The organism is Oceanobacillus caeni, from assembly GCF_019037185.1.
GTDB lineage: Bacteria > Bacillota > Bacilli > Bacillales > Amphibacillaceae > Oceanobacillus > Oceanobacillus caeni.
On sequence record NZ_JAHHXM010000005.1, the window covers coordinates 50,897 to 77,213 of the forward strand.

At 34.3% G+C, this 26,317-nt stretch carries 30 protein-coding genes; all 30 read right to left on the minus strand.

From position 1 onward, the window contains the following. Position 1: 1 nt before the first annotated feature. The 30 genes from flhB to sucD all read right to left on the minus strand — a co-directional run bounded on the left by flhB (position 2) and on the right by sucD (position 26,302). Positions 2-1,075: a flagellar biosynthesis protein FlhB gene (gene flhB / locus KM885_RS04650; protein ID WP_370447400.1), complete on the minus strand. Its 1,074-nt coding sequence runs from the start codon at positions 1,073-1,075 to the stop codon at positions 2-4. A 7-nt stretch (positions 1,076-1,082) separates the two neighbouring features. Then, the gene (gene fliR / locus KM885_RS04655; RefSeq protein ID WP_216883619.1) at positions 1,083-1,859 is read right to left on the minus strand and encodes a flagellar biosynthetic protein FliR; all 777 of its coding nucleotides are present in this window, start codon (positions 1,857-1,859) and stop codon (positions 1,083-1,085) included. Between the two features lie 3 nt (positions 1,860-1,862). After that, on the minus strand, positions 1,863-2,132 hold the full coding sequence (gene fliQ, locus KM885_RS04660) for a flagellar biosynthesis protein FliQ (protein ID WP_047186060.1): 270 nt from the start codon (positions 2,130-2,132) through the stop codon (positions 1,863-1,865). 31 nt (positions 2,133-2,163) lie between these two features. Beyond that, complete coding sequence (fliP, locus tag KM885_RS04665; RefSeq protein WP_047186059.1) at positions 2,164-2,829, minus strand: flagellar type III secretion system pore protein FliP; 666 nt, start codon at positions 2,827-2,829, stop codon at positions 2,164-2,166. Next, on the minus strand, positions 2,822-3,454 hold the full coding sequence (locus KM885_RS04670; protein ID WP_216883620.1) for a flagellar biosynthetic protein FliO: 633 nt from the start codon (positions 3,452-3,454) through the stop codon (positions 2,822-2,824). The genes fliP and KM885_RS04670 overlap by 8 nt, the downstream gene beginning before the upstream one ends. A gap of 15 nt (positions 3,455-3,469) precedes the next feature. Next, the gene (locus KM885_RS04675; RefSeq protein WP_047186057.1) at positions 3,470-3,832 is read right to left on the minus strand and encodes a response regulator; all 363 of its coding nucleotides are present in this window, start codon (positions 3,830-3,832) and stop codon (positions 3,470-3,472) included. 179 nt (positions 3,833-4,011) lie between these two features. Next, positions 4,012-5,166, minus strand: a complete 1,155-nt coding sequence (fliY, locus tag KM885_RS04680) for a flagellar motor switch phosphatase FliY (RefSeq protein WP_216883643.1) — start codon at positions 5,164-5,166, stop codon at positions 4,012-4,014. A gap of 20 nt (positions 5,167-5,186) precedes the next feature. Then, the gene (fliM, locus tag KM885_RS04685) at positions 5,187-6,170 is read right to left on the minus strand and encodes a flagellar motor switch protein FliM (protein ID WP_216883621.1); all 984 of its coding nucleotides are present in this window, start codon (positions 6,168-6,170) and stop codon (positions 5,187-5,189) included. 25 nt (positions 6,171-6,195) lie between these two features. After that, complete coding sequence (gene fliL, locus KM885_RS04690; RefSeq protein ID WP_047186055.1) at positions 6,196-6,615, minus strand: flagellar basal body-associated protein FliL; 420 nt, start codon at positions 6,613-6,615, stop codon at positions 6,196-6,198. Further along, entirely contained in the window at positions 6,608-6,844 is a 237-nt protein-coding gene (locus tag KM885_RS04695) for a flagellar FlbD family protein (protein WP_370447399.1), read from the minus strand. The genes fliL and KM885_RS04695 overlap by 8 nt, the downstream gene beginning before the upstream one ends. Before the next feature lie 28 nt (positions 6,845-6,872). Continuing rightward, on the minus strand, positions 6,873-7,664 hold the full coding sequence (gene flgG, locus KM885_RS04700) for a flagellar basal body rod protein FlgG (RefSeq protein ID WP_047186054.1): 792 nt from the start codon (positions 7,662-7,664) through the stop codon (positions 6,873-6,875). A 72-nt stretch (positions 7,665-7,736) separates the two neighbouring features. Further along, the gene (locus KM885_RS04705) at positions 7,737-8,111 is read right to left on the minus strand and encodes a TIGR02530 family flagellar biosynthesis protein (protein WP_047186132.1); all 375 of its coding nucleotides are present in this window, start codon (positions 8,109-8,111) and stop codon (positions 7,737-7,739) included. A 40-nt stretch (positions 8,112-8,151) separates the two neighbouring features. Then, complete coding sequence (flgD, locus tag KM885_RS04710; protein ID WP_216883622.1) at positions 8,152-8,583, minus strand: flagellar hook assembly protein FlgD; 432 nt, start codon at positions 8,581-8,583, stop codon at positions 8,152-8,154. A 12-nt stretch (positions 8,584-8,595) separates the two neighbouring features. Next, a complete protein-coding gene (locus tag KM885_RS04715; RefSeq protein ID WP_047186052.1) occupies positions 8,596-10,002 on the minus strand; it encodes a flagellar hook-length control protein FliK in 1,407 nt (468 codons plus the stop codon). A gap of 29 nt (positions 10,003-10,031) precedes the next feature. Further along, on the minus strand, positions 10,032-10,631 hold the full coding sequence (locus KM885_RS04720) for a MotE family protein (RefSeq protein WP_047186051.1): 600 nt from the start codon (positions 10,629-10,631) through the stop codon (positions 10,032-10,034). Between the two features lie 4 nt (positions 10,632-10,635). Further along, positions 10,636-11,082 (minus strand): flagellar export protein FliJ, encoded by a 447-nt coding sequence (fliJ, locus tag KM885_RS04725; protein WP_047186050.1) that lies wholly within the window; start codon positions 11,080-11,082, stop codon positions 10,636-10,638. 4 nt (positions 11,083-11,086) lie between these two features. After that, on the minus strand, positions 11,087-12,397 hold the full coding sequence (gene fliI / locus KM885_RS04730; RefSeq protein WP_047186049.1) for a flagellar protein export ATPase FliI: 1,311 nt from the start codon (positions 12,395-12,397) through the stop codon (positions 11,087-11,089). Next, a complete protein-coding gene (gene fliH / locus KM885_RS04735) occupies positions 12,390-13,160 on the minus strand; it encodes a flagellar assembly protein FliH (protein WP_047186048.1) in 771 nt (256 codons plus the stop codon). The genes fliI and fliH overlap by 8 nt, the downstream gene beginning before the upstream one ends. Next, entirely contained in the window at positions 13,153-14,169 is a 1,017-nt protein-coding gene (gene fliG, locus KM885_RS04740; RefSeq protein WP_047186047.1) for a flagellar motor switch protein FliG, read from the minus strand. The genes fliH and fliG overlap by 8 nt, the downstream gene beginning before the upstream one ends. 10 nt (positions 14,170-14,179) lie before the next feature. Next, positions 14,180-15,778: a flagellar basal-body MS-ring/collar protein FliF gene (gene fliF / locus KM885_RS04745; protein WP_047186046.1), complete on the minus strand. Its 1,599-nt coding sequence runs from the start codon at positions 15,776-15,778 to the stop codon at positions 14,180-14,182. A 205-nt stretch (positions 15,779-15,983) separates the two neighbouring features. Further along, positions 15,984-16,256, minus strand: a complete 273-nt coding sequence (fliE, locus tag KM885_RS04750) for a flagellar hook-basal body complex protein FliE (RefSeq protein ID WP_471764781.1) — start codon at positions 16,254-16,256, stop codon at positions 15,984-15,986. A 46-nt stretch (positions 16,257-16,302) separates the two neighbouring features. After that, on the minus strand, positions 16,303-16,755 hold the full coding sequence (flgC, locus tag KM885_RS04755; RefSeq protein ID WP_047186044.1) for a flagellar basal body rod protein FlgC: 453 nt from the start codon (positions 16,753-16,755) through the stop codon (positions 16,303-16,305). A gap of 2 nt (positions 16,756-16,757) precedes the next feature. Then, a complete protein-coding gene (flgB, locus tag KM885_RS04760) occupies positions 16,758-17,153 on the minus strand; it encodes a flagellar basal body rod protein FlgB (RefSeq protein ID WP_047186043.1) in 396 nt (131 codons plus the stop codon). Between the two features lie 747 nt (positions 17,154-17,900). Beyond that, positions 17,901-18,680 (minus strand): GTP-sensing pleiotropic transcriptional regulator CodY, encoded by a 780-nt coding sequence (gene codY, locus KM885_RS04765; protein ID WP_047186042.1) that lies wholly within the window; start codon positions 18,678-18,680, stop codon positions 17,901-17,903. Positions 18,681-18,709: 29 nt separating this feature from the next. Further along, positions 18,710-20,101 carry an HslU--HslV peptidase ATPase subunit gene (hslU, locus tag KM885_RS04770; protein ID WP_047186041.1) on the minus strand — a complete coding sequence of 464 codons (1,392 nt, stop codon included), beginning with the start codon at positions 20,099-20,101 and terminating at the stop codon, positions 18,710-18,712. 18 nt (positions 20,102-20,119) lie between these two features. Beyond that, positions 20,120-20,665, minus strand: a complete 546-nt coding sequence (gene hslV, locus KM885_RS04775) for an ATP-dependent protease subunit HslV (RefSeq protein ID WP_047186040.1) — start codon at positions 20,663-20,665, stop codon at positions 20,120-20,122. A 14-nt stretch (positions 20,666-20,679) separates the two neighbouring features. After that, entirely contained in the window at positions 20,680-21,594 is a 915-nt protein-coding gene (gene xerC / locus KM885_RS04780) for a tyrosine recombinase XerC (RefSeq protein ID WP_244986912.1), read from the minus strand. A 350-nt stretch (positions 21,595-21,944) separates the two neighbouring features. Beyond that, positions 21,945-24,020 carry a type I DNA topoisomerase gene (gene topA / locus KM885_RS04785; RefSeq protein WP_216883624.1) on the minus strand — a complete coding sequence of 692 codons (2,076 nt, stop codon included), beginning with the start codon at positions 24,018-24,020 and terminating at the stop codon, positions 21,945-21,947. Between the two features lie 310 nt (positions 24,021-24,330). Further along, the gene (gene dprA, locus KM885_RS04790) at positions 24,331-25,224 is read right to left on the minus strand and encodes a DNA-processing protein DprA (RefSeq protein WP_047186037.1); all 894 of its coding nucleotides are present in this window, start codon (positions 25,222-25,224) and stop codon (positions 24,331-24,333) included. Between the two features lie 175 nt (positions 25,225-25,399). After that, the gene (gene sucD, locus KM885_RS04795; RefSeq protein WP_047186036.1) at positions 25,400-26,302 is read right to left on the minus strand and encodes a succinate--CoA ligase subunit alpha; all 903 of its coding nucleotides are present in this window, start codon (positions 26,300-26,302) and stop codon (positions 25,400-25,402) included. Between the last annotated feature and the right edge of the window lie 15 nt (positions 26,303-26,317).

Genomic DNA, 26,317 nt, shown 5'->3' on the forward strand with positions numbered 1-26,317 from the left:
ATTAAACATTTTTTTCTACTCGATACACATAAGCTAATATTTCTGCAATAGCTTGATAGAACGCTTCGGGTATGACATCCCCAACATCAATCACTTTATATAAGGATCGTGCTAATGGTTTGTTTTCAACCATATGTATATTATTTTCCTTCGCGATTTCTTTAATTTTTAATGCCGTTTGATCTGTTCCTTTTGCTAAAACATATGGTGCTGTTGCAATTTTTTCGTCATACTTAATTGCAATTGCAAAATGAGTTGGGTTCGTAATAATTACATCCGCGTTTGGTACTTCACTCATCATTCTTCGGGTCGCCATCTCTCTTTGAATGGCTTTCCTTTTAGATTTAATCAAAGGGTCCCCTTCCATATTTTTATACTCGTCCTTAATATCTTGTTTTGACATTCTCATATTTTTTTCGTAATCAAATCTTTGGTATGCATAGTCAAATATGGACAAAAACAGTAATGTAATAATTGCTGCAATCGCCATTGTCATCGTAACTTTAGAGAAAAAAGTTAATGCACCATGAGCATTTAAAAATGCGGTCATTAGCATATCATCTTTATAAATCCAAATGATAAAAAAAGTAATAGAACCAATGAATGTTATTTTCAATAATGATTTTAGTAATTCGACTAGTGCTCTAATGGAAAAGATACGTTTTGCCCCTTGAACAGGGTCTATTTTTTTCAGGTCAAATTTCAGTGGCTCTGTTGTAAATAAAAACCCAACTTGTGATAGGTTTGCAACTAATCCACCTATTAAACCTAGTACCATTATAGGAGCAACTATTTTTCCTGCTTCTAGAACGACACCAGTAAATAATCGTTGTGTCGTTCCTTCTGTAATATTCCAATTGATTAATTCTGTAAAAGTATACTCGTATAAATTCAACATTTGACCTAACATGTAATTACCAAAAACAATTAAACCAATTATACAAAACAACAATAGTAGGGCTGTGTTAACGTCCTGACTTTTAGAAACTTTACCTTTTTTTCTTTGATCTTGTCTTTTTTTCGGAGTGGCTTTTTCTGTTTTTTCTCCTGCAAAAAATTGTAAGTCTAATCTCATTTGCAAACTAGCCACCCCCAAATAATTTCATGAGATTCCTCATGGTAATGAACATTAATTCGAATAATTTTTTAGCAAGTGTGTAATATAAGCTTAAAAACACAAAAATAGCAATAAAACTAACAAGAATTTTTAATGGAAGTCCGACTACAAATACATTAAGCTGCGGCACAGCTCTTGCAACAATTCCCAATGCTATATCTACTAAAAATAAACAACCAACGATGGGAATAGCCATTTGGAAGGCAATGAGAAACATTGTATTAAAACTATCAATTACAAAATCGGCTATCGATTTATTAGCAAATGGAATAAATTGATCGATACCGATAAATTCATAACTATTTACTATCCCATCAATAATCAGATAATGACCATTTACGGATAATAAAAAAAGGAGTGATACAATATTTAAAAATTGCCCGGTTAAAGGACTCTGAGCACCTGTCTGTGGATCCATCACATTGGCAATAGCGAATCCCATTTGAAAATCAATAAATCCCCCAGCAACCTGTACAGCAGAAATAATAATAAAAGCAATAAGACCAATTAATAAACCGACCATAACCTCTTTCATTAATAAAAATACATACGTATGATTCATTATGATAGTAGGACTATCTACTGTATAAGACATAATTAACGCTAAAAAGAAACTAAATCCAAGCTTAAATGGGAAAGGTATGGTTCGGTAAGAAAACAATGGCATCGTTACAAAAAAAGAAAAAACACGTGCAAATAAAAGCAATAATATTGGGAAACTAACTATAGATTCTCCTAACATACATTACCCTGCAAACTGATTTAAATTTTGAAAAATATTAACAGTAAAATCAACGATTAAATTAAGCATCCATGGTCCAAAAAAAACTAACCCTACTAATACTGCTATGATTTTTGGAACGAATGCCAAGGTTTGTTCTTGAATTTGCGTTGTTGCTTGAAAAATACTTATGATTAATCCAACTGCAACAGCCAAAATCAATAACGGTCCTGCGATTAGTAATAATGTATAAATTGCATTTTCCGCCAATGATATTACATGTTCACTGCTCATTCTTCTGTGCCTCTTTCAATGTAAATTACTTTTAAAAACTTTGTAGCAATGAATTCGTAATTAAATACCATCCATCTACAAGTACAAATAATAAGATTTTAAACGGTAAGGAAATCATTACTGGTGGTAGCATCATCATTCCCATCGACATTAAAATACTAGCTACTGCCATATCAATAATTAGAAATGGAATAAAAATCATAAAGCCCATTTGAAAAGCTGTTTTTAACTCACTGATGGCAAACGCCGGTACTAAAGTCGTAAGAGGAATCTCCTTTATACTTTCAGGTCTTTCTGCATTTGTATAATTTAAAAATAATGCTAAATCTTTCTGCCTTGTCTGTTTTGCCATAAATTCCTTTAATGGGATACTAGCTTTCGTGTAAGCTTCATCTAATGTTATTTCCTCATCAAATAAAGGTTCTAAAGCATCTTCATAAACTACATGAAAAGTCGGTGCCATAATAAAAAAAGTTAAAAATAATGCAATCCCAATTAATACTTGATTTGGTGGCATTTGTTGGGTCGCAAGTGATGTTCGGACAAAGGACAAAACAATAATGATTCTAGTAAAACTAGTCATTAATATTAATATTGCCGGTGCTAGGGACAAAACAGTTAATAATAAAATTAGCTTTACAGATGTAGCGACATTCGTCGGGTCAGAACTTGAAAACATATCTATAAAATTACTCATGTTTATCTTCCTTTTGATTATGAATCAAGTCATTTCGATTTTGTTTCAATTTTTCAAGTTCATTTGAAAATAATCTTTTAAAATCTTTTTTATGATTGGTATTGGCCCCGTTAGATTTGAATGATGGTAACAACGAACGAGCCATAGTGTCGTTCGTCACATTCATATTGTTTATTAATTCTTGTTTTACTTCTTCATCTGTAATTTCTTCTAACAAGTTAATATCGTCACCTACACCAATTACATATACTTTAGGTCCTACCCGAATAATTTGGATTGATTTACTCTGTCCTAATGATATACCACCTAAGTTTTCTACCATTTTTCCTTTTGGAGTTAATTTGTTCCGCTGATTTAAAAACTTTAACACAATGTAAATAAGGGCTATTACAAGAATTAATGCAAAAACCATTTTTATTAAATCAAACAGAACAGATCCTTGATTAGAATCCTCCGAAAATATCTTTTCATTTTCTGGAGATTCTACGTTTTTATTCTCTTCATCACAATTCTCTTCAGCTATACAGTCCATTACGCTATCAGGAGATGCGATAACATCCATTGGAGATGCAGTAGTAAAATATATAAAACAAACTAGAAAACCATATAGGAAATTTTTACCCAACTTGCTCACTCTCTTTTAACCTATCACTTTTTGAATTGCTTCCATTACACGATCTGCCTGAAACGGTTTTACAATAAAGTCTTTGGCACCAGCCTGAATTGCATCAATAACCATTGCCTGTTGCCCCATTGCGGAACACATAATAACTTTTGCTTCTGGATTAACTTCTTTAATTTGTTTTAGAGCAGTAATACCGTCCATTTCCGGCATTGTAATATCCATTGTAACTAGATCTGGAGATAATTCTTTATATTTTTCAACAGCCTGTGCTCCATCTTGAGCTTCTCCCACTACTTCAAAACCATTTTTCGTTAAGATATCTTTAATCATCATACGCATAAACGCTGCATCGTCAACGATCAGTACTTTTTTACTCATTATTTTTTCCTCCTAATTATTATCTTAAAAGATGTCTAGCTCCTGCGCCCAGCGACTAGCGAGACTTCCTTCACCTCCGTACGATAAGTCAACATCGACTCACTTCGTTCGTCGTGTTTCCTTTATCTCCTACGGCTCAGTCCAGCCCGTACGTCGCTAAACGGGCGCTTCCGCTTTTCCTATTTTAATTTCATTAATCGATCCGTTTTGCTTACAATATCTGTAACTCTTACACCAAAATTCTCGTCTATTACAACAACTTCCCCTGTCGCAATTAGCTTATTATTAACAAGTATATCTACTGGTTCTCCAGCCAATTTATCTAGTTCAATGATGGATCCTTTACTAAATTCAATTATATCCCTTATGGCACGCTTTGTTCTTCCCAGTTCAACTGTTACATTTAACGGAATATCCATAAGCATATCCAAGTTTCGATGTTCATTTTGATTCAAATCAACTTTTTCAAGTTCTGAAAAAGAAGCTCCTTGAACTTGAGATTGTTCAGGTACCATACTATTTCCTATAAATTGCGGATTATGTTGTTGTACCGATTGATTCGAAGCTGGTTCTGAATAATGATTCTGATTGGGTTGTTCCTTATGAACTAATTCATTATGATCTAATTCATTATTTTCAAGTACAGGTAAGTCAGCACTTTCCGGTTCAGCTTCATTAGAATCATTTAATAGCTGCGATACGGTCTGTTTTGCAAAACTAATAGGCATTAACTGCATCATATTAGAATCAATTAAATCCCCAATCTTTAATGTAAATGAAATCTTCACATAGGATTCTTCTTGAAAAATATCTTTCTGATCCACGGTATCATCTATTACAGACGGTGGTGATATGTCTACCTTCGTATTAAATATGGTCGACATACTAGTAGCTGCAGTACCCATCATTTGATTCATCGCTTCTTGTACCGCACTTAAATGGATTTCATTCAATTCAGTTTCTGGATTTAAACCATCCCCACCTAGCATTACATCAGCAATAATAGCTGCATCAAGTGCTTTAATAATGAATACATTTTTTCCTATTAATCCTTCTATATAGTTCACCTGAACACTAACAGGTTCAAACGTTATAGAATTGGCTAAATCCGTTTTATTTATAATGGAAACCTCAGGTACAGTAATTTCTACTTTCTGATTTAGGAGTGTAGATAAAGTAGTAGCAGAACTTCCAAATGAAATATTTCCTATTTCTCCTAACGTGTCAATCTCAATATTTGATAGTTTTTCTTCTGTTTTATTTTCAAGAGAATCTTGTGCTTCATCTTGTGAACCAATGTTTAAAAGCGCGTCAATTTCCTCTTGTGTTAACATTCCATCATCATTGGGCACCCTTATTCACCCCTTATCATTTCATCTAATATTTGCACAGACATTTTGTTCTTATGTTTTCCAGGTTGAACATAATATTTAGGTTGGTTATTTATAATTAAAGTTAAAGGATCATCAATAGCTGTATTCAACGCTATGACATCTCCCTTCTTTAATTTTAAAAACTCATCAATTGTAATATTTGCATTTCCTAAAATGGAAGTAATTAATACCTCCGCTTCCTGTACTTGTTTTGACAATAAATGGTACGCCTCATCGTCTCTCGTATTTTGATGAGATTGCATCCAATAATGTTCCGATAATTTCGGAATGATTGGTTCTAAAATAACATGAGGAATACAAATATTAATAACACCACTTGATTCCCCAACAGTAGTTGTTAAGGAAACAACCACCACCGTTTCATTTGGTGCAACCATTTGAATAAACTGGGGGTTCTCTTCAAAATCTTCCAGTACTGGATCGATTTCTGCAATGGAATTCCAAGCTTCAGCAAGACAGTATACCCCTTTTTCAAATAATTGGGTAAGTAGTAGTTTTTCTATTTCAGTAAAACTACTATTTTTATTCGAACCAGTTCCTTTTCCACCTAAAATTCGTTCGATTAACGCATATGCTATGTTAGGATTTATTTCAACAATTAATTTACCATCAAGTGGTGCTACACTGTAAATATTCAAAACTGTCAATCTTGGTATCGACCTAACAAATTCCTCATATGGTACCTGATCAACGGATGTAACAGAGATATTTACATACGTTCTCAACTGAGTTGTGAAAAAAGTGGTCAGTAATCTAGCGTAATTTTCATGGATTCGTGAAATACTTCGGATTTGATCTTTTGAAAAGCGTAATGCCCTTTTAAAATCATAGGCCCTTACTTTCTTTTCCTTCTCTTCTTTTTTTAATTGTTCTGCATCCATTTCACCTGATGTTATGGCTGAAAGTAGTGCATCAATTTCATTTTGCGATAGAATTTCTTCCATAATGACACTCACCTCCAAAGTGGAGTTATTGCAAGATCTTGTTTATTGTGTATACGTCAATAACTTCTCCTTCAGTCATTACTTCATTTAATTTAGTTTTTAGTTGTAATTCTATATCTGTCAAATTAGATTTAAAGTCTTTCTCTGTTTTTGTTGCGAGCTCCTTGATTAATATATTTTTTAATTGAAAGTCGCGTTTTTCTATTTCTTCTTTGGCGTCTTTATTGTTTGTTACGATTTGAAATTGCACTCTTACAAAACTACCATCTGATAAATCTGTTGTAATCTCAGGTGTTTGATAGGAATATTCAACCATTTTATCGATACCCAACTCTTCAGATTGATCATTAGCATCTGTTACATTTATTACGACAACAAAACCTGCAATCACAACTATCAATAATATAGCTAAAGATGTTAGCATCGTTTTCACTAATTTACTCATTTCTATCACCTGTTTTCGCGGGAAATTGAAATCCTATCGTCTGGTAAAAAGAAGTTACCTTTTGGACAATATCGGTTTTATTATTTTTTACAACTAATTTTTTACCATTAATTAGTGTAATGGTCGTACTGTCAGGTAACGATTCTACTTGTTCAATTAGCATGGCATTCAGATTAAATGAATCCCCATTTAAACGTATTAATTCAATCATATACGGTGGTAGAGACATAGTTTAATAGTCTCTACCTACCTCCTTATTATCGTTTTAAGTTAACAAGTTCTTGTAAAATTTCATCTGATGTTGTAATAATTCTAGTATTTGCTTGGAAAGCACGTTGAGCCGTAATCATTTCTGTAAATTCTTCAGCGAGATCAACGTTGGACATTTCTAATGAACCACTTATGATAGATGCGGTTCCTTCTGTTTCAGGTGTCGCTATACCATTAAACCCAGCATTTGGTGTATTTAGATAAAGATTGCTCCCAGCTTTTTCTAACCCTGCCGGATTGGAAAAATTCGCAATTCCTATCGTGTCAGCAGTCTCTGTTCCACCTTGTGCATTGATAAAATTAACTACCCCATTTTTTTGAATACTAAAGCTTTGTGCATCATTTGGTATTTGAATATTATTCCCGTCCACACTTTGTAAATAATTTCCATTCGCATCAACAATAAATCCCTCGTCATCCAAATAAAAATTTCCTGCACGTGTGTAGTAAGTAGTACCATTGCCTTCAACTACAAACATTCCATCCCCTTCCAAGGCAAGGTCTAATGGATTGCTCGTAATTTGACGGAACCCCTGAGTTTGGATATTATCAATTGATCCTAGTTGCCCACCTAATCCAACTTGCGATGCATTAATACCACCCTTTGCACCAGTTGGGCCCTCGGCTCCTTTTGTTGTTTGACTTAACATATCTTGAAACGCCACTCTTCCTTTTTTAAATCCAACAGTGTTTACATTGGCGATATTGTTACCTATCACATCTAATTTAGTTTGAAAGTTTTTCGTCCCTGAAATTCCAGCATACATTGAACGTAACATTTTTTATTTTCCCCTTTCAAAATTAGCTGTATCTGTCATTCAACAGCTATTGGCCCCCCATATGGGTCCAGCCTATCCATTTATTAAAATCGTTCCATTAATATTAGTAAATATTTTATGATTTGCTTCTTCTCTGTTCATTGCGGTAACTACCGTATTATTCTTTGTACTAACTAGTAAAGCAGCTTGGTTCGTTACCACCAATGAATCGGTTATTCCTTTTTTTCTTGCTTCTGCCACTTTCGTTTCTATCAATTGCCACTCTTTGTCTTCTATATTGATATTTCGCTCCGTTAATCGTTGACTGGCATGTTTACTAATTTTTAATTTTTGTTCATTCGCTAAAATATCCTTAAAAGAATGAATAGCATTATTTGATACTTTCTTTTCTCCTACTGGAAAATGTAGGGCATAATGTGATGGTACTTGATGAACTCGATGATCCAGTTTTATCACTTCCCCTATTACTTGTTTATCATCTGTTACATCAATTTAAACTAACTTTTGAAACTTTAGTTACTTCAACTTTTTCTTTATTATCTAACTCCAATATTGCAATACCATCACGTTGGCTCACTGCAATAACTTTTCCAGTTTCTTCGCGGGAAGTTTCAGAATCCTCTCCGCTAGAAAGGTAGGTTACATCTTTGCCAATCAAGTGACTATATTGGGTAACCGGTGATTCGACCTGACTATTAACAAGTAACTCAATGGATTTAGACATATTCATCATTTGTTCCAATGAAGTCAGTGTAGCCATTTGTTGAACCATTTCATTTTCATTCATTGGAGCTGTTGGATCTTGATTTTGTAATTGTGTCATCAGTATTTTTAAAAAGCCATCTTTATCTATAGTAGGTTTTGGTTCCCTACTTGTATTTTGGTTAGATAGGTATAATGATGGGTCGATTTTATTCATTATTTAAGTCCCCTATACTTTGACATTCATTAAAAGGTCTTGAAAGGTTAACTCCTTGTCGTCTTCGGAAGTATGGTTTCTTTCTTGATTCGAGTGATTAGATTGTTGTTCACCGTTTCCTTCCCATTGATGATTGGAGCTAGATTCCCTTTGCATCATATTTCCTTGTGTATGTAACTCTTGTTTTTCTATCATTACCTGATGCGGAAGAAACATATTCCTTAACTGATTCATATTAGATTCAAGCATTTCCTTAGCAACTTGAGTAGAAACAACAATTTTAACAGTCATTTCTCCATTCATTTGCATCAGTCTTACTCTCAGTTCCCCTAAGTTTTCAGGGTTTAATCTAATAGATAGCTGATTCGTCCCATTTGGAGTAGCTAAAAATCGACTTGATTTCATAATGGATTCAAATTGTTTGAGTAACTGTTGATTTACAGTTGTTTTATCTTGATTATTGTTTAAATGAATCACATGCTGCTCTATTTTCGATAAGGGGGTACCAGTATGAATTTGATTCGTTGAAACCTGCTCTAGCAGATTATGTTTCTCAAACGATTTTACCAACCATTTTGTTACATCTTTACTCGTAACTTCCGAGTGATCATTGTACTTCTGTTTCATTGATTCCCTTTTAGAAAATGAATCGATTAAATCTTTCCAAATGATTTGTTCTTCATTGTCGACGTTACTTTGTTGAAGAATAGTATTTAAGTTTTCGCCTGATTTATCCAGTTTCAAATAGTCCTTTAAAAGTTCTAACACTTTAGGTGAAATTTTTGGTAAATCATCTGGATTTTTAATTTGTTTTATTAAACTATCAAAATCCAAAATAATATCTTTCAAAGTACCTTTGTTTTCTACTAGTGTTTCTTTATTCATACCATTGGTTATCAGTGGGCTACTTTCAGTTTGCATGATAAAGGCACCATCTGTAGTTAAATGTGTATAGTCACTTTGGAAACCATTATTTGTCTCTTGCGTTTGTTCTTCTAGTTTATTAATGAATTGAAGTACATCTCTTATCAATACATGATCAACTGTTTCAGGTTTTTCCAAAATTTGATCTATCAACATAGCAAGCTGGTTATGTATGATTTGATTTTGTTCTTCTATTTCGTTCATGTTCTGTAAAAAATCCATTAGCTCTTCTTGATTCACTGGTTGTTTTTCATTCTCCTGCGAAACTTCCTCTTGATTATCCCGCTCATAAGAAGATTGTTCGTCTGTTAACACGTTATCTTCTTGTTCTAACTTTAATCCATTAACATTTGTATTATCCAAATCACCTATATCGGGACCTTGATTGTTTAGAATTTGTTCAAAAGAAGGATTTTCCGTAACGGTAAACTTCCCCTGATTCATCGGTTCCATAACTTTATCCAACAAAGGAATAGAAGTGCCAACGGTATTCATTACTTCACCTCCTTTCAATAGGGAAATTATTAATTTTCCATTAAATTCTTGGTAACTTCTGCAGCTTTTTTAGGGTCCATCTCTTGTAATATCTCGCCACGAGAATCATTAGACATTGCATTTAAAATGGATACAACACTAGATCGATCACTCATGTTTTCCAATATTTCAGCCGCTTTTTCCGGTGCCATTTTCTCATATGATTTTGCCACTGTTTTTACTTTTTTATTGGAGTCTTCCTCTTCCAATTCCTTTGTTTCTTGGATATTTTTAGTATCCGAATCATTCTTTTCTAATCGAGTAATTTCTCTTTCTAACTCTTGGATTTGTGCTTCCTGATCATCCATACTTTGATTTAGATCTTCAATTTTTTTATCTTTTTCTTCAATTACTTTTTGTAAATGCATTTCTGTGGATTGTTGTGGTTCCTCATCATCTTTACTTATCATATTAGAAACAATGGGGACATTATTGCCTTTTTCTTTTAACCAGTCAAATGTATTAAATCCAGCTATATTTAGAATAACTAGTACTATAGAAATAACTACGGCAACTGGTATAACTACTGCAAATAAGAACCAAAGAAATGGATTTATCTTTCTATTTTTATCTTTTTCTTTTTTCGCCATGAACTCACCTATTTTTACTGTTCATAAATTGATTTAATGAAATTTCATCCATAAACGCATTTTCTACTTTTTTAAGATAATGACGTTCCTCGTTTGTTCGACGTTCTATTAACTTTTCAAACTTTTTCACTTCAATATGAGCGTCTGTTAATTCAGCTTGTTTTAATTCCATTTCGTTTCTTGCTTTATTGACCTTTTGTTGAAAGGCAAGAATGTCATCTTTTATAGAATCGATATAAAAGGAAATCTGTTTAATCTGGTGCAAAGGTACACTAGCGTTTATGTAATCTTCATACATTTTTTCAGCATTCTCTTTTTTCTTCAATAAACGATATAAATCCATAGCTACGGATTCAAATTTTTCCGTTGACTGGGTATAATCTTTCTGAACCATTTTCTTTTCATTTTCTCTAAGTTGTAAAATTTTAGTGAGAACCATTGTATTAGCCATTTATTCATCCTCCGTTTAACAAGCTATCCATAGAATGAATGGTTTCTTCTAAAGAAATGACTTCTTCGACATCTTGTTTTAAAAATGCTTGAATTTTTGGATATAAAGATATTGCACGATCGATATCTTTATTTGTGCCCGGTTTATATGCACCAATGTTGATTAATTCTACATTATCTTCATAACTTGATATGAAAGTTCTTAATAGATTTGCATTTCTTTGGTGTTCTTTCGTAGTAACTTGATTCATCACCCGGCTAACAGATTTCAAAACGTTTATTGCTGGGTATTGACCACGTTCAGCAATTTTTCTATCCATTACAAAGTGGCCATCTAAAATACCTCTCACCGTGTCAGCGATTGGTTCATTCATGTCATCTCCATCAACTAGTACCGTATAAAAGGCGGTAATCGTGCCCGAAGCGTTTGTCCCAGTCCGTTCTAAGAGTTTTGGTAGAATGGAAAAAACAGAAGGTGTATATCCTTTCGTCGTTGGAGGTTCACCGACTGCAAGCCCAATTTCTCTTTGGGCCATCGCTACACGTGTTACAGAATCCATCATTAAATTAACTTGGTAACCAAGATCCCTAAAATATTCACTAATTGCTGTAGCAGTATAAGCCCCCTTGATCCTCATTAACGCAGGTTGATCAGAAGTGGCTACTACAACAATAGATCGTTTTAATCCTTCTGGGCCTAAATCCTTCTCAATAAATTCCCTAACTTCTCTCCCACGCTCCCCAATTAGAGCAATGACATTAATATCTGCCTTACTATTTCTAGCTATCATACCTAGTAATGTACTTTTCCCAACTCCACTTCCTGCAAATATACCGATTCTTTGTCCTTTACCTACTGTCAGTAAAGAATCTATCACTTTAACTCCTACCTGTATTGGTTCAGAAATAGGAGGGCGAAGCATGGGATTAGGAGGGGTCTGATCGGTTGATATACTAGTTAACCCTTTGGGAAGCGGAGTTTGATCTAAAGGATATCCTAATGGGTCAACAACGGAACCAATTAAATCACTTCCTGCTTTAACTGTTAATGACTTTCCAGTTGATTCTACTAAACAACCAGGGCCAATTTCATTTACTTCGGAATAAGGCATTAAAATAATCTTCTCATTATTAAACCCCACTACCTCTGAAAGTATAGGAGCTTTCCCCTTCATCACATGGATATGACAAACATCACCAATATTAGCATGCGGTCCCTGTGATTCTATCATTAGCCCAACGACACGTAACACCTTTCCATAAAATTTATATGGAACGGCCTGATCAATTGCTGAGTAAAGTTGAGCCTCATTCATGACCATTCTCCTGTACAACATCTTGTAATATTTGCTTTATTTGACTTAATTGCGTATCAATACTTGCATCGATTTGACCAAAGGGATGCTCAACAATACATGCATTTACATCCAATTCCTCTTTAACATAAATAGATAGTTTCAAATTGTTTTCTAAAAGCTGAGTTAATTCCTGCTTATGGTCTAAAACAAATGAATATTTATTTGGATGCAAATAAATAGAAATATCCGATTGGTCCTGCAATTCTTTTATTGCGATTTTGATAATATCAAAAAATGCATTTGAGTCTTCTTCTATCTTTTGATTTAAAATTTTTTCCGCAACATAAATAGCTAAATTTAGAATAGATTCGTCACTTTTCGCAACTATTGCATGATATTCCTCGTTTGCACGTTGGATAACAGAATTTGTCTGGTCGATTAAATCCCGGTATTCTCGTAAAGCCTGTTCTTCACCTGCGGAATAGCCGCTCTTATATCCTTCTTCTTTTGCTTTTTCAATCCACTCATTTTTCTCTTGTTGCCAATTGTTTTTTTCGGTTTCAATTTCTTTTTTTGTCGTTTCTATTTGTTTAGCTTGTTGAGTCTTTAACAAATTTAGTTGCTCCATGGCTGAACGAATTTCATTTTGAATGTTATCCAGCTCATCTTGTTTTGAGAGCCCACTATTCACGTGTTCTTCCGTCTTAAAAAATTCATGTGATTTGATTTTAATTACCCGTTTTTGTGCTGGCGAATGATTCATTTTCTGTGAATCAAACAATGATATCATCTCCTCCACCACGTGCAATAACAATTTCGCCAATATCCTCTAGTTTTCTAATAGTAGAGACAATTCTAGTTTGTGCTTCTTCTACATCAAGTAATCGAACAGGACCCATGTATTCCATTTCCTCTTTAAATGTTTCCACCATACGTTGGGACATATTAGAAAAGATTAGATTTTTCACTTCTTCACTAGAAACTTTCAATGCCAATCTTAAATCCTCATCATCTACTTCACGAATCACACGTTGGATTGCGCGGTTATCAAGTATAACAATGTCTTCAAAAATGAACATCCGTTTCTTAATTTCATCAACAAGTTCTGGTTCTTGTGTCTCCAAAGCATCGAGAATTGTTTTTTCAGTACTTCTGTCTACTTCATTCAACACATCTACAACAGCTTGAATTCCACCAGTTTGTGTATAATCCTCTGTAATAGTACTGGATAAATTTCTCTCTAGGACTTGTTCAACTTGGTTAATTATCTCAGGTGAGGTAGAATCCATCGTTGCAATTCGTTTCGCCACATCAGCCTGCATCTCCTGTGGTAATGCGGATAGTATTTGACCCGCTTGTTCCGAATCTAAATAGGAAAGAACCAATGCTATAGTCTGCGGATGTTCACCCTGGATATAGTTTAAAAGTTGTTGTGGGTCAGCCTTCCTTGCAAAATCAAAAGGTCTGACCTGTAACGATGATGTTAGCCTATTAATGATGTTTGAAGCTTCCTGTTTACCAAATGCTTTTTCCAGTACAGTTTTTGCATAGCCAATCCCACCTTGCGAAATATAATCCTGAGCAACAACTATTTGGTGAAATTGTTCGATTATGTCCTCTTTAACATTCGGATCTACTTTTTTTACAGAAGAAATTTCCAAACTTAACCTTTCAATTTCTTCGTCTGTTAAGTATTTATAAACCTGAGCAGACACATCAGGACCGAGTGCGATTAAAAGAATTGCAGCTTTCTGTTTTCCTGTTAATACAACGTCTTTTGATCTAACCATAATCTCCCTCCTAATCTTCACCGATCCAACTTCTCAACAATTTAGCAAACTCTTCAGGGTTTTCTTTTGCAACTTTTTCTAATTGTTTCCTTCTAACGACTGAATCTGATTCCACTTCATGTTCCAAATCTGGTATTTCATTTATACTTTGAGAGATAACTGTATCTTCTACTTCTTCTTCAAATTCATCTTTCGTTTTTCTATTTTTAAATAACATAAAAACTAGGATTAAAATAATAATCAGTAATATAGCTCCAGCGATATACATCCATATAGGAATGGTTGGTTTCACAGCATCTTCAGTTGTTGACCCATCGGTAAATTCCTGAAATACTATTGAAACTTTCTCATCTGGATCAATTTCCCCGTATTCTTCATCAATAGATGTCGATACAATGGAATCTAATATGGATGAAATCCCATCCTGAACAGCATTCTGTTCTTGTTGGGATAAATATTCAGGCTTACCTGTGACGTTTTTCACACTGTCTACCGCAACTTGAACACCTAAATCTCTTACTTTGTATGGACTTTCTACAATCTCTTTGCGAATACGATTAAACTCATAATTAATTGTTTCCTTGTCCATCTCGTAGTCGCCATTTCCATCTTCTTCATTTGCTTGATAATTGGTTACATCTTCATCCCCGGTTCCGGCAACACCACCTTGTGCACCATCACCTGAATAAGATTCTTTAATGGTCTCCATACTAACAGGAAGGCCTTCCATATCATCAATGTTTACTGGCTCTACTAATTCCTCAGTTCTATTTTCTTGAGTAAAATCTATATTGGCGGTCACCGAAACTATTACATTTTCCATCCCAACCATATTACCGAGCATTTGTTGTAGACGTTTTTGTATATCACGTTCAACATCATGTTTCACTTTCTGCTGATATGTATGTGCATCTTGTGCTAGATATTGACTTTGTGATTCTTGATCATAATACTCAAAATACTGATTCATAATAACGATGTTTTCCTGTGGTAAATTAGGAACAGCCTGTGAAACGAGATTATATAGTGCATTTATTTGGTTTCCTTGAAATTGATAACCTGGTTTTGTATTTAAAACTATAGATGCACTAGCTTCACCAACTGTATCACTTGCAAAAATAGGTTCTTTCGGAATATTAATCATAACCTTAGCGTCATTAATTCCTTCAATACTTTTCATTAAATTAGCAAGTTCCGTTTGCATTGCATCAAGTTTCATAATATCAAACTCATTATCCGTAATACCCCAAGAAGATTTTTCACTGAAAAAGGAATAATCTATATTCCCACTATTAGGTATCCCTTGCCCGGCTAAATCAACTAGTAATGAATCACCTTGTTCTTCTGGAACCGAAATGGTGGTCCCACCATTTGACAATTCATATGGAATACTTCTTGAATCCAATTCTGTTTTAATTTGATCCACTTCTTGTAATGACAAATCACTATATAATGTTACGTACTTTGTCTTAGAAGTTAGCAACACCGTTCCAACAATAATAATAATCAGCAATAGTATCGAACTAATAAAGATTATCTTTTGTTTTTTAGAACGGTTTGTCCAAAAAGAAACAGTTGAATCCTTCCATTTTAATAACTTCTCTTTCATTCATAATATCCCCTAACTAAAGCGCAAAAAAAATTAACTAGTAGTGCGTGTTCAAAAAGAAGGATGAAAAGGACCAAGGTCGGCTAAAGTCGTAACGCTCTGGGACTCCGACTACTCGTCTCACCGTAAAAATTTGTTGCAACGCTGCCCCTACATAGTGGCATGTTATTCTCACCGGACTTTTTGAACATCCTCTAGAAATAAATTAGACTTGCATTCTCATAATCTCGTTATAAGCATCTATCACTTTTTTTTGAATTTGCACTGTAGTTTCTAAAGTGATACTCGCCTTTTGTGCTGTGATCATCACATCATGTAGGTCATCGATATTTCCACTTGCGAGAGCTTCCGTTTTCTTGTCTGATTCAATTTGAATTTTGTTCAAACTATCGACTGCACCTTTTAATACATTTGCAAAGTTTTGTTTTGATTCTACAGATGAACCTACTTTTTTTGTTGGTATTGAATTTACATTCATACCAATTGAATCAATTCCCGGATTCATACCATAATCTCCTTATTTCTTATTTTCCGATTTCTAAAGCTTTCATTAACATGCTTTTACTAGAATTAACGGCTGTTATATTTGCTTCATAAGATCTTGTTGCACTCATTAAATCGACCATTTCTTGAAGTGGATCAACATTTGGCAACCGTACATAACCATTTTCGTCCGCATCAGGATGATTTGGATTAAACTCTAATTTAAACGGTTTTTCATCTTCAACTATTTCCGAAACTTTCACACCTAAGGAAGAATTGTTATTTCTTGATGCTTTCTCAAGGTATTGTTTAAAACTTCGATTATCCGATTCAAGTACGACCATTTTTCTTCTATAAGGATCATATTCCCCATTTTCATTTACTTTTGCACGAGTTGTTTGCGCATTAGCGATATTAGATGAAACAACATCCATCCGTAATCTTTGTGCCGTTAATGCACTTGCACTCGTATTCAGAGCATCAAAAATCGACATAATTAATTTCCACCTCTTATTACAGTTCTAAGACTATTAAACTTCCCATTCATACGGTCAACTAAACTATTATAATAGATTTGATTTTTGGCTAAGTCACTCATCTGTTTATCAATATCCACATTATTACCATTGTGATTATAAATAGTGTTATTTTTTGTTATGACACGATATGTAGAATTACTTTCCGAATGAAACGAAAGGTGTTTATCATTTGTCTTTTTAGCTTCTAAATTTGATTGAATGGCATCGTCTAATATATTTTTAAATACTACATCTTTTGCTTTATAGTTAGGCGTATCGACATTTGCAATATTATTTGAAATGACTCGATTTTTGGTTGATGCATAATCAAGTGAATTTTCTAACGTACGAATAGTACTTCCAAATAAATCCACCGGTATCCCCCCTATTACTTATTAATATATTTTACAAATATGTTACTAAAAGATTACACTAGAACATTTTAATTTATTCAGAGATCAAAGTCACTACATTTCGACATTTTTTGCTCCAAAAGGAAAAAATTTATTTGTATTAATTACCATTAGTTGGGAATCTAATCACACAAATAGATAAAGAAGACTTCCATCAGTGAGGGTTTCCCCTCATCCCTCACTTACCTTATTGTTTCGCCGGAAGTTTGAGGTGGGTCTTACTGCCCATTTAGGTGTGATAAACTTTTAAAACACCTTATGTAAAGCAATATTTTTTCACTAATACTTATTACCTATATCATTTTAACTTATTTAATTAAAAAACGATACATAAAATGTCGAAATTTGCATGAACAGAAATGTGACTTTTATGTGAATAATAATAACAACAATAACAACACAGAGATTTTAAATTGGGGTATCATTTTAAATTACTTGGAGATTATAAACAGAAGGGTATTGGAAAATTTCAAAAACAAAGGCGCAAGCGCCCGTTTAGCGACGTACGGACTGGACTGAGCCGTAGGAGATAAAGGAAACACGACGAACGGAGTGAGTCGATGTTGACTTATCGTACGGAGGTGAAGGAAGTCTCGCTAGTCGCTGGGCGCTGGAGCCGGACGTGGCTATTTCTGTATCTAAGTTATCCATAGCCATACAAATTTTCTAATTTCCTGACGAAAAAAAGCTAGGTTGGAAACCTAGCTTTTATCTTGAACGTAATTTATCGAGCTCAACTAAGAATTTATCATTTAATACTTTAATATAAGTACCTTTCATTCCTAATGAACGTGACTCAATGACACCAGCACTTTCTAATTTTCTTAGCGCATTAACTATTACTGATCTAGTAATACCTACTCTGTCAGCAATTTTACTTGCAACTAAAAGTCCTTCCATACCATTTAATTCTTCAAAGATATGATCAATTGCTTCTAACTCACTATAGGATAATGAGCTAATAGCCATTTGTACAACAGCTTTACTCCTTGCTTCCATTTCAATTTCTTCAGTCTTTTCATGAAGAATTTCCATACCAACAACTGTTGCTCCGTATTCAGCTAGCAATAAATCATCATCATTAAAGCTCTCATTTACTCTACCTAGAATTAATGTGCCTAAACGATCTCCACCACCAATAATAGGAACAATTGTTGTCAATGCATCTTTAAATAATTCCTTATTTTCTTCAGGGAATACAGAAAGTTGACTATTCACATCTAAGTTTGCTGTTGTTTCATGAATACTGAAAAGTCCTTGAGTGTATTCTTCAGGAAATCTTCTTTCTTCTAGCATATTTTTCATTCGGTCATTAGCCATTTCTTGGTTTACTGCATATCCAAGTAATTTCCCACGTCTACTTAAGATATAAACATTCCCACCAATTACATCTCTTAAAGATGCGGACATGTCATTAAAATTAACAGATTTTCCAGTTGCTTTTTGTAACATTGCATTGATTTTTCTTGCTCGATCTAATAGTTTCATGTTGTAAATCCTCCATTTCATTCTTTAAACTATAATATAAATTGACTAAGATCTCTATTTTCAGCTATTGTTTTAAGTTTTTCATCAACATAACTAGGTGTAATCTTAATTTCTTCCATCGTTATATCTGGTGCTTCAAAAGATAAATCTTCTAGTAATTTTTCCAAGATTGTATGAAGTCTTCTTGCTCCAATATTATCGGTTTCTTGGTTTACTTGAAATGCAATTTCTGCCAGTCTAATAATAGCATCGTCAGTAAATATTACATTTATACCTTCCGTTTTCAATAAAGATTGATATTGCTTGATTAATGCATTGGATGGCTCGGTAAGGATACGTCTAAAATCTTCAACAGACAATTTCTCTAATTCTACTCTTATCGGAAATCTTCCTTGTAACTCTGGTATTAAATCGGATGGCTTTGCCATATGAAAAGCACCTGCAGCTATAAAAAGAATATGATCAGTCTTTACCGCGCCATGTTTTGTGATCACAGTAGACCCTTCGACAATTGGTAGAATATCGCGTTGAACCCCTTCTCTTGAAACATTTGCTGAACTATTGTCCTTACCAACAACTTTATCAATTTCATCGATAAAAACAATTCCAGACTGCTCTGCTAGTTCAATTGCCTCTTGTGCCGCTTCTTCCATATCAACCAATTTTTGTGCTTCTTGATTCGTTAATACTTTTCTTGCTTCAGACACAGGGAGTTTTCGTTTCTTTTTCTTGGTAGGCATAAATTGCCCAAACATATCTTGCATGTTCATTCCCATATGCTCCATCCCCGAACCTTGAAGCATATCAAACATGGAAGGCGGCATTTCATCGATTTCCACCGTTACTATATGATCCTCTAATTCACCGAGCGCTAGTTTCTGTTCTATTTGTGTTCTTTTATGATTAAACTCTTCATCTTTCTCGCTATTATCACTTTCTTCTTCCGATGATTGTGTTGAAAAAAACATTTCAAGAGGATTTTTTATTGTATTTTGTTTTTTAGCTTGTGGTAAAAGTAATTTAACAAGTTTGCGATTAGCCTCTCTTTCGGCTTGATCTTTAACTTCATTCATTTTTTCTTCTTTTACCATTCTAATAGACATTTCAACTAAATCCCGAATCATAGATTCAACATCTCTTCCAACATACCCAACCTCTGTGAATTTAGTCGCTTCTACTTTAACAAAAGGTGCACCGACAAGTTTAGCAAGTCTTCTTGCAATTTCTGTTTTACCAACCCCGGTAGGACCCATCATCAAAATATTTTTTGGCACAATCTCATCTTTTATCGAATCTTCTAATTGCATTCGTCTAAAACGATTCCTTAAGGCGACTGCTACAGATTTCTTAGCATTTTTTTGTCCTACAATATACTTATCTAATTGGTCCACTATTTCTCTAGGAGTATAACGGATACTCATACTTTAGATGGCCCCCTTCTATTCAAGTACTTCTAAAGTGATTTGATCATTCGTAAACACACAGATTTCTCCAGCAATTTCAAGTGCTGCTTGAGCAATTTCTCTTGCTGTTAACCCTTCAGAATACTTAATTAAAGCTCTTCCAGCACTAAGGGCATAATTACCACCTGAACCAATTGCAAGAATCCCGTCATCTGGTTCAATAACTTCACCAGTACCAGATACTAAATACATTTGATCCTTATTCATGACAATGAGCATTGCTTCCAATTTTCTTAATACCTTGTCGCTACGCCACTCCTTAGCTAGCTCTACCGCAGCACGTGTTAAGTTTCCATTATATGTTTGTAATTTCTCTTCAAACTTTTCAAATAACGTAAAGGCATCAGCTACAGAACCTGCAAATCCTGCTAAGACTTGCCCATTAAATAATCTTCTTACCTTTTTAGCTTTATGTTTCATCACAACTGCATTACCTAATGTCACTTGGCCATCTCCACTCATGGCGCATTGACCATTATGCTTAATTGCAAAAATTGTTGTTGCGTGCATTTCAATAGTCACTCATCTCACCTCTTTTAATCTTTTGCTCGCGGATGACTTTTCATATAAACATCTCGCAAGTAATCTTTTGTGACATGAGTATATATCTGTGTTGACGATAAACTCTCATGTCCTAAAAGTTCCTGAACAATTCGTAAATCTGCACCTTCGTTCAACATATGTGTTGCGAATGTGTGTCTGAGTTTATGAGGATGAACATGAACCGTCAATGCAGCATCATCAACCATTTTATTTAATATAACTCTTATTCCTCTTGCAGTTAAGGGAGTTCCTTTTGCATTTAAAAATAGAGCATCAAATTCAGTTTTCGACTTTTCTTGCAAAATTTTCCTACCTTCGTTCAAGTATGTTTCAAGGGCAATTTCCGCAAATCTTCCAAATGGAACGTAACGTTCTTTATTTCCCTTTCCTCTAATAAAGATGGTTCCAATAGAAAAATCAATGTCTTTCAATGAAATCCCTTGACACTCACTTACACGGATGCCTGTTCCGTATAATATTTCGATTAATGCCTGGTTGCGTTGGCCCAGCGGTGTTGTTAAATCACTTACCTCAAATAATTTTTCCATTTCTTCCTTATATAAAAAGGTAGGAACAGCTTTCTTATCTTTTGGTAACGTAATGAGTGAAAATGGATTACCCGTGTTTAACCCTTCTCTTTCTAAGAATTTAAAAAAACTTCTTAATGAAGAAATTTTCCTGGAAACTGATTTCCTACTTAGTTGTTCTTCATAAAGTTGGGTAAGAAATAGTCGAATGACAGTTGAATCGACCTGTTCCAATTCATGTATGGATTCTCTTTTTAAAAAGGCAAAAAAAATTTCAATGTCTTTTTGGTAAAACATAATCGTGTAGGGGGAAACATTCTTCTCAATTTGTAAATATTCCATAAAAGCTTTGGAGTATTTTACAAAATTCTGTTCCGGCATTCCATTCACCCCATTTGGCTTTAAAAGCATATCATAAGTACTTTTTGATTGCAACTAATTTAACTGAATTGAAGTAAAATTCTGAATGGTTTGACGCAAATTAATTATAACATAATTATTTGATTTGTCATGCAATTTGTTTATTTATGCAATCAACAATTGATAATTATAGCATTCTTTTTCACATAGTCAATAAAATACAATTCAATCTTTTTAGAAAGATGAGGAAAATGAAAATTATGTGAATTAATATCCTTTATAGCCAAAAACGTAAAAAATTATTCCTTTTTTTAGGAATTTAATTTATTACAATGTTAAAGGCCATTCACTTGTAGTGAACAGCCTGAATACTAACTCTGAACTTCTTCTTTATAATCACAATTTGTACATTGTACTTGTGTTTCCTTTTTGTTTTTCTTTTCCACTAATAGTGATTCACATTTTGGACACGGTCTCTGTATTGGTTTATCCCAAGACACAAAATCACATTCAGGAAAACGATCGCACCCATAAAAAGTTCTTCGTTTTTTAGATTTTCGTTCTACTACATTTCCTTCCTCGCATTTCGGACACTTAACACCAATTTCTTTCAATATTGGTTTTGTATTCCTACAATCCGGGAAATTCGAACATGCTAAGAATTTTCCATATCTCCCCATCTTATATACCATTGGGTGACCACATTCTTCGCAATCTATTCCAGCTGGTTCATCTTTTATCTCTATTTTTTCCATTTCTTTTTCGGCTTTTTCTAATCTCTTACTAAAATCTTTATAAAATTCATCAATAGTAGAAACCCAGTTACGTTTTCCTTCCTCGATGGAATCTAGGTCACCTTCCATTTTTACTGTAAAATCAACATCGATTATTTCGGGAAAAAATTCTTCCATCAATTCATTAACGATTGTACCAAGTTCTGTCGGGATAAATCGTTTATTATCTAACGTAACATATCCACGACGTTGTATGGTATCTAGTGTTGGTGCATATGTGGAAGGTCTACCAATACCGAGCTCTTCCATTGTTCTCACCAATCTCGCCTCTGTATAACGTGGAGGGGGCTGAGTAAAGTGCTGATTTGGTATGATTTCCTTCGAATCCACAACCATGCCTTCCGATAAATCTGGTAGAAATTTCTCTTCTACTTTTTTATTATCGTCTGTTCCTTCAACATATACTTTCATAAAACCTTTAAATTTAACTTTTGAACCTGTTGCACGGAACTCTATATTATTATTGAATAAATGAACCGTCATTGTATCCATGACAGCAGGCGCCATTTGACTTGCTAAAAAGCGTTCCCAAATCAACTTATATAATCTGTATTGATCTCTTGATAGTATTTCTTTTAATGATTTTGGATCTCTATTTACTGAAGTGGGACGAATAGCTTCATGGGCATCTTGTGCACCTTCATTATTTTTTTTAGGTTTATTTCCTCCATGATATTCCTTCCCAAACTTCTCTAGTATATAATCATAGGCTTCCGACTTTGCAGTATCCGAAATTCTAGTAGAATCAGTACGCATATACGTAATTAAACCAGTGATTCCTCCAGATTTCTTACCTAAATCTATCCCTTCATATAATTGTTGGGCTATCATCATTGTTTTCTTTGCCCTGAAATTTAACTTTCTCGCTGCTTCCTGTTGTAGGGATGAGGTAATAAAAGGTTGGGCTGGATTGCGCTTTCTCTCTCGTTTTGTAACCTTTTCAATTGTAAATTTCTTATCTAATTTGTTTATAATTTCTTTTACATCGGCTTCCGTTTTTAATTCCTGTTTCTTACCATTTTCACCATAAAATTGGCCTTCAAACACTGTCTCATTTTTTAAAAATTCAGCCTCAATCGACCAGTATTCTTCAGGCTCGAATGTTTCAATTTCTTTCTCACGATCTACGATTAGTTTCATTGCTACCGATTGTACACGGCCTGCGCTTAACCCTTTCTTTACTTTTTTCCAAAGTATTGGGCTGATATTATAACCAACTAATCGGTCTAAAATACGTCGAGCCTGTTGCGCATTCACTAGATCAATATCAATCGAACGTGGATGTTTGAATGATTCTTTAATAGCATCTTTTGTAATTTCATTAAATACGACTCGACAATCTGAGTTTTCATCTACATTTAAGATATGTGCTAAATGCCAAGCAATTGCTTCTCCCTCTCTATCCGGGTCGGCTGCTAAATATATTTTTTTAGCCTTTTTTGCTGACTTTCGTAAATCTTTTAACACATCACCTTTACCACGTATTGTAATATATTTTGGTTTAAAATTTTCTTCTACGTCTACACCCATTTGACTTTTTGGCAAATCGCGGACATGGCCCATAGAAGCTTTAACTTCATATTTTTTTCCTAAATAGCGTTCAATTGTTTTCGCTTTTGCAGGTGACTCTACAATAACAAGATAATCTTTCATCTATGATCCTCCTAAGATGAGGTTGGCAATATCTTTGAATTTTTCTCTTTATGGAGCCTTATAGAAGTATGTGAAATATACTTTTACTTAGTATTCTTATTTTATATACTTCAAGGGAATTATATTACCTTACAAAATAATTTTAAATCCTCACTAATACTAAATAGTTATAATGAATTTGTCAAACAAACTGTTACTGTTTTTTCTTTTTTAATCATAATTTTTTGATAAAGAAGACTTCCATTGATGGGGGTACTTCATCCCCGCTGAAGGTTAGTCGCACCTATCGTACCTTTACAGGTTGGGAGTCTTACTTCCCGTTTAGGTGAGATAAATAGTCCCAATCCTCTTGAATATCATCAGGGGATTGAACTAACTTAGCACCGTCTTGAATCATTTGATTACAACCCTTTGTCTGGGGAACGGTTGGAGACCCTGGTACAGCATACACTTCTCTTCCTTGATCTAGAGCTTGGTCTACAGTAATTAAGGTTCCACTTCTTTCCATTGCCTCAATTACTAAAGTCCCAAAACTAAGTCCACTTATAATCCGATTTCGTTCTGGAAAGTGGTACTTAGCAGGTGGAATATTTGGTGGATACTCAGTTAAAACTAATCCGTATTTGGCAATTTGATGGAATAGGTTTGTATTCTGTTTTGGATATATATGATGAAATCCACTTCCTAATACCGCAATTGTTTTACCATGATTAACTAAAGCAGTTTGATGAGCTAAACTATCTATGCCTTTTGCTAAACCACTAACAATTAACCAATTATCCTTAACCAATGGCTTGACGATATGTTCTAATTTAAGCATAGCCTTATTAGATGGATTTCTAGTACCTATCACACTCAACTTTTGATTATATTGTAGTAAGGATAAATCTCCTTTAGCATATAAAACGAGCGGTGCATCTTTTATTGTATTTAACATAGCAGGATAAATTTCGTCAACTATCGTAATAATGTTATATAATCTTAAATCTTCTATTAACTGTTTTCTTACTATATTTTGATGAAGATCATGGTAAAATAATGTCGCATTTTTAAGAGGGATTCGAAGTTGTTTTGATATATCATGAGGGGTTAATTGGTAGACGCCACTTAACGTGGAATCGATATGAAGAAGTCTGCGGATTATTCTTCTTGTTATGCCGCGACATCTGGAGATATGAATCAATCGGAGTCGAACATTATTCAATTCATCACGTCCTGTATGTAATTTTTTTAATAGTTAATAGAACCTAAAAGAATATTCTTTTAGGTTCTATTATATTAATACCACTTTTCTTGTCTAGCTTAAGTAGCCAGCGACTAGCGTGACTTGGCATGGCCAGGCGCAGTCCGTACGTCGCTAAACGGCTACTTTCGCTTTTCTAGTGTGTCTTACATTTTTGATCTAGGCCTTTTTCCTTTAGGACTTTAATCATTGTTTCACCAATTACAGCAGGTGTATCGGCTACAGCAATTCCACATTCGTTCATAACACGGATTTTTTCTTCTGCGGTACCTTTACCTCCAGAAATAATCGCTCCAGCATGTCCCATGCGTTTCCCTGGGGGAGCTGTTGCACCGCCAATGAAGCCTACTACAGGTTTTGTCATATTTGCCTTAACCCACTCTGCAGCTTCTTCCTCTGCAGTACCACCAATTTCACCAATCATAACAACCGCTTCCGTTTCTGGATCTTCATTAAACGCTTTTAGCACATCGATGAAGTTTGTACCATTTACAGGGTCTCCACCAATTCCAACCGCAGAGGTTTGTCCATAACCAGCTTGAGATAATTGATGCACTGCTTCATATGTTAATGTTCCAGAACGTGAAACTACACCAATATGTCCTTTTGTATGAATATATCCTGGCATTATTCCAACTTTACATTCATCAGAAGTAATTACACCTGGACAATTTGGTCCAATTAATCTAGTTTTCTTACCTTCCATATAACGCTTAACTTTTACCATATCCAATACTGGAATATGCTCTGTAATACAGATTACTAAATCTAATTCTGCATCAACCGCTTCCATAATTGCGTCTGCAGCAAATGGTGCTGGTACATAAACAACAGATACTGTTGCTCCAGTTTTATCAACCGCTTCTTGTAATGTATTAAAAACTGGTACACCGTCTACCTCTGAACCACCTTTTTTAGGGGTTACACCACCAACAATTTTCGTACCGTATTCAAGCATTTGTTTTGTATGGAATCTAGCAGTACCACCAGTAATTCCTTGGACAATTACTTTCGTGTCTTTATTTAAATATACGCCCATTTTTGTACGTCCTTT